Source organism: Mycobacterium arosiense ATCC BAA-1401 = DSM 45069 (assembly GCF_002086125.1).
In the GTDB taxonomy this organism is placed as follows: Bacteria; Actinomycetota; Actinomycetes; order Mycobacteriales; family Mycobacteriaceae; genus Mycobacterium; species Mycobacterium arosiense.
This window is the reverse complement of the sequence record NZ_MVHG01000258.1, coordinates 1-398: the sequence shown is the minus strand read 5'-3', so window position 1 is coordinate 398 and position 398 is coordinate 1. Positions and strand designations below refer to the sequence as shown.

Here is a 398-nt window from a genome sequence, read left to right as displayed (position 1 = left end):
CATCAGCATCAGCGGCAGGGTGCGGTCGTAGGCCGCCAGTGCGCGCAGCACGGCGGCGAGGATCGCCGGGTCGCGCATCATGTCCTGGTACAGCGCGCCATGCGGCTTGACGTAGCGTACCCGCGTGCCCTGGGCGCGGCAGAGTCCGTCGAGGGCGCCGATCTGGTAGAGCAGCAGGTCTTCCACTTCCTGCGCCGAGCAGGCCAGCGAGCGCCGGCCGAAGCCGACCAGGTCGGGGTAGCCGGGGTGCGCGCCGATGCGCACGCCATGCTCCACCGCCAGGGCCACGGTGCGGCGCATGGTGCCGGGATCGCCGGCGTGGAAGCCGCAGGCGATGTTGGCGCAATCGATCAGCGGCATCACCTCGGCGTCCAGGCCCATGCGCCAGGCACCGAAGC

1 protein-coding gene is annotated in these 398 nt (G+C 71.9%); it reads right to left on the bottom strand.

Features of this window, described 5'->3' with window-relative positions:
* A partial coding sequence (pxpA, locus tag BST14_RS31840; protein ID WP_142279701.1) for a 5-oxoprolinase subunit PxpA occupies positions 1–398 on the bottom strand: 398 nt, incomplete at both ends.